The organism is Acidocella aminolytica 101 = DSM 11237 (genome assembly GCF_900129125.1).
GTDB lineage: Bacteria > Pseudomonadota > Alphaproteobacteria > Acetobacterales > Acetobacteraceae > Acidocella > Acidocella aminolytica.
The window spans coordinates 1-4,177 of record NZ_FQVJ01000078.1 but is presented as its reverse complement, the minus strand read 5'-3'; the positions used below and the strand labels follow the sequence as shown (position 1 = coordinate 4,177).

At 51.7% G+C, this 4,177-nt stretch carries 2 protein-coding genes and 2 pseudogenes; 3 read left to right on the top strand and 1 reads right to left on the bottom strand.

Features of this window, described 5'->3' with window-relative positions; translation table 11 throughout:
- On the top strand, positions 1-408 hold a 408-nt coding region (locus BUB54_RS19520), incomplete at its 5' end, for a CoA-transferase (protein ID WP_280521948.1).
- A 33-nt stretch (positions 409-441) separates the two neighbouring features.
- Here BUB54_RS19520 and BUB54_RS19515 read toward each other — a convergent pair.
- A pseudogene (locus tag BUB54_RS19515) lies at positions 442-1,667 on the bottom strand (IS256 family transposase).
- A gap of 929 nt (positions 1,668-2,596) precedes the next feature.
- On the opposite strand from BUB54_RS19515, the gene BUB54_RS19510 reads away from it, so the two are divergent.
- Both BUB54_RS19510 and BUB54_RS19505 read left to right on the top strand, forming a co-directional pair.
- The gene (locus tag BUB54_RS19510) at positions 2,597-3,667 is read left to right on the top strand and encodes a hypothetical protein (protein WP_199444770.1); all 1,071 of its coding nucleotides are present in this window, start codon (positions 2,597-2,599) and stop codon (positions 3,665-3,667) included.
- A 319-nt stretch (positions 3,668-3,986) separates the two neighbouring features.
- Positions 3,987-4,177, top strand: a pseudogene (locus BUB54_RS19505) (hypothetical protein); the annotation flags it as partial.

Sequence of the window (4,177 nt, the reverse complement as noted above, 5' to 3'; positions counted from 1 at the left end):
CCGACCACCAGCTTTTTCGATTCCGCGCAGAGTTTTGCAATGATCCGTGGCGGGCATATCGATATTTCGATTCTTGGCGCCTTGCAGGTGGCGGAGAGCGGTGACCTCGCCAACTGGATGGTGCCCGGCAAGATGGTGAAGGGCATGGGTGGGGCGATGGATCTGGTGGCCGGTGTGCCGCGCGTGGTGATTCTGATGGAACACACGGCCAAGGGGGAGCCGAAGATCTTGAAGGAATGCACCTTGCCGCTGACGGGTAAGGAGGTGGTGAGTAAGATCATCACTGATCTTGGCGTGTTTGAGGTGAAAAAGGGCGAGGGGCTGGTGCTGATTGAGCACGCGCCGGATGTGACGGTGGATGAGATAAGGCAGAAAACCGAGGCGGAATTTACCGTCGCGCTCGGTTAAGACTGTTTGGAATTTTGCGCCTGACGCGTTTTGTTAGGCCCTTGGGAAGCGATCTTCGAACATGATTGCTAGCTGGCTTCTGATAGCATGCCATTCGCGCACCGAGTGCTTCCACTCAGTGGATGCAACATTCAAGGCCAGGTAGATCAATTTCGCTGCTGCCTCGTCACTTGGGAAGTGGCTGCGAATTCGGACAAGCACGGCGGACCTTCGCGTTCAGCGCCTCAATAGAATTCGTGGTATAAATCACCCTGCGCACCTCCGGCGGATAGTCGAGGAACGGGATGACCTCATTCCTGGTACGGCGCCAACTCTGTGCGATTGTCGGGTATCGCTTGGCCAGATCACTTTTTTCGAACGTCGCCAGGGCAGGCTCGGCCTCATCAGCGTCCACCGCCGTTTAGATCGCCTTGAGCGCAGCGGCAACAGCCTTGCGGTCCTTGTAGCCGGAAAAATTCATGGAATGGCGCAGCAAATGAACGATGCAGGTTTGAATCAGGGTCTGGGGAATGGCTGCCTCAGTGGCCTGTTGGAAACCTTTCAATCCATCGACGGCGGCGATCAGGATGTCCTGGGCACCCCGGTTGCGTAAATCGTTCGGGACCTTGCCCCGAAACATCACTCACTCATTAGCCTGGAACCACTGCCCCAGAACATCCCGCGTGCCGTCCGGCAGGACCGCAAGGGTCACGAAAGACCGCCTTGTTCGCAACGGCTCCGTTGGTACGGATGTTGACCCGGATCGGGTCCATGAAGACGATCAGATATCAGGGGGGCCAGGGGGCGGTTCCGCCAGGCGGTGACCTCCTCCATCACCGCGTCGGTAATCGCGGAAATCAGGCGGAACGAGGCTTCGACGCCATAAATTTCTTCGATTTGCCCCGGGATTTCCCGGGTTGTCATGCCCAGGGCGTACATGCTGATGATCTTGCGGTCGAACCCAGGGAAGCGGCGCTGATACTTGGCAATTAACATCGGGTCGAACGGGCCGTTCCGATCCCTTGGAATATCCAGCACAACCTAGCCGCTATCCGTGGTCACGGTCTTCTCGCTGCTGCCGTTTCGCTGATTAGGCGGTTGGTTGTGCCCCTCAGGAGCCTTCCCGGCCCGCTCATCATCAAGATGGATATCCGCTCCGTGCTCAGCGCCTGTTCCGCCAGCGCCTTTGTCAGCTCCGCCAAGATGCCGGTCTTGCCAAACCGATCACCCGGCGAACGCCCAGCCATCAGCTGATCCAAGAGGTCTTTGTCGATGCTCATACGTGGATCTCCTATTCAAGTAGCTACCACGTCAGCGCACAAAATTCAGGTTAGTCCCCCATCCGTCCTTCTCGCAAAAAGGGGTGAGGGCGGAAATCAGCCCGGCCAAGCAGCCTGAAATCAGTCGCACAGCCCTAATTGGACAAGGTGTCATTGAACCGGCAGCTTGTTCAGAGGCATCCTTAATGCGCTCGTTTTTTCGCATCTTGGCCCAGGGTGCGGGCCAAGATCACGCTGAGTCTACTTTACCTATTTGCTCAGCGTTTCGCCGGTACAGCCACTCTTGCCCGCAATCGAGCGATCGCAGACCACGGTGTCCAATAATCCTCCCTGGGTTTCGGCAACCATCCTGACAGCGCAGTTCACACCCCCATAGCCGAGAATCTTGTTACTGGCTTATCGACGCTGACAAGGCGGCTCTGTCAGAAGCGGTTCTAGACCAGTTGGCTGCACTTGATCTTCTGGCGAAGATTGGCGGCGTGCATCTCCATGCGATGGAAGCTCAGTTAATCAAGGAAGCGCACCATCTCAAACAGATTGCGTCCCAGGAAACCCGGAACCTCTCAATGCAACACTCCACGCCACAATAGGGCGCCACACTGTGGTGTTGCCTTGAGTAATCTCGCAAGGATTTAGGCCAATTCGAGGCTGGCACGACGCTTGCATCTGATTGTCTCGCAGCGACCAGACGAATAGGAGGAAACAATTGAAGGCTTACCACGGCCATACTATGCTTATGTTCGACTTGATGTCGAAACGTATCTGCTCCAGCGCCTCTCCTTACCGGGGCGACATGCGGCCTTGTCGATACCGCACCAGTCTCGACAGTCCACGAGAGATTTGACCTACAAAAACAACAGCTAATAACGCGAATGCTTGCAATCACTTAGTACCCAACAACCAAACTCAGAACATAGGGAGGAGTACAAATGAGCGCTAACGTAATGGGACCAGAGGTCATAAAATACGGACCATCCGAGGCGCTTCGGAACATCTTTATTATTTACAGTTTAACAATCCTATCCTGTTATATCATAAATCTTATCGTGCTTCGGTGGCCAATTGGTCCATGGGTTGGCACACAAATCCAGGATAATTTCTGGTTAGACAATGTTACTTGGCAGGTTCTTTCGCTCTGGTGGGCGATATTATTCGTTGTTTCAGATGGTTTCCCGTTCAACACAATAAATAACACAACAAATAGACAAGTCATAACCCTTGCTTCATCATGGGTACTGGGCCTCCTTTCTGCAAAAGCAATCTATTGGTTTGGACTTGGGGCCAATTGGATTTTTCCTATCGTTGGCAACATATTTTTTCTTCTCGCCTTTTTCAGCTTTGCTGGCGAAAACTGGATTGTAGCAACGCTAAATCCGTCGCGAAAATTCTTCGTTTTGTTGGTCTTAATCTTAGGTCTTACTTATGTCATCTGCTCAACCAGCATGAGATGGGTTCCGGCTTGGTGGTTTCCATTTCTGGAAGTTGGTTCCGCAACAACATTGTTGCCCTACCTTACACGCGGCATGGAACAACCAGGAAAAGCGGTGACACAAATGGCCATTCTGTTCTCAATTGTTCTCTTCTGTATCTCTACTTCGAGTGCGCTCGGCTTTTGGGATATAAAGCACGCTGGCGTCTCTGCCTTCTGGCATATGGGATATTTCACATCGAACAATCAGTGGCTTTTATTTTTCATGGTTGGTTGTGGCATTAATTATGGATTGCCGATCTTAACTCAAAACTGGCCATTCCGACTAATCAAAATGCCGTACGGAGGCATTATCGCCTGTCTGTTTTATGTATCACTCAGCATTGTCATCGCTTCACTAATGGTGAAGCTGATTGGCAGTCTGTTTCCAAACATGAATTATGCTCTGACATATGCCTATATGGGGGTGAATTGGTCGATAACGATACCACTCATTTTTGGGCTGGGTACATCCAAGTCGTATTTATGGAATGGACAAGTTACGCCGGGTTCTTGGGATGATGTGCCATAGCAATATAGGGTTATCTCGGAGCTTAATCCTACAACCTCGCGATAGTGTAAGGATTTACCGAAACAGCGAACTAGATGTGCCATTTGTATAAAATGCTATGATCGACGTGAATTCACAAAATTGCGTTAGCTAGAATATCTATGTGGCGGCAAAGTTAAGCTTTCGTCGAAAAAATACCTTACCACCAGTTCAAGATGTGTGACGAATATGTAGCCCGATAAAAAGTGATCAAAAAATGGGAGGTTTACGAATGCTAATCGATTTTTTTTCGGCTAAATCAAAGAGAGTTTTCCGTACGGTTGGAGTTATAGGTACCGGCATGCTGCCGCTTGCGGGCCTTGCCACCCCGGCGCACGCGCAAAGCCTGCAGGACGCGCTGAAGCAGACCACCATCACCGGCAATGCTGGCGTTTATGACTTCACCTATGCCAATCAAGCGCATACAGGTGACACCAAGAACGCCTTTGCCGTAGGCGGTGACCTTATTATCCACAGCGGTGCGTTTGAAGG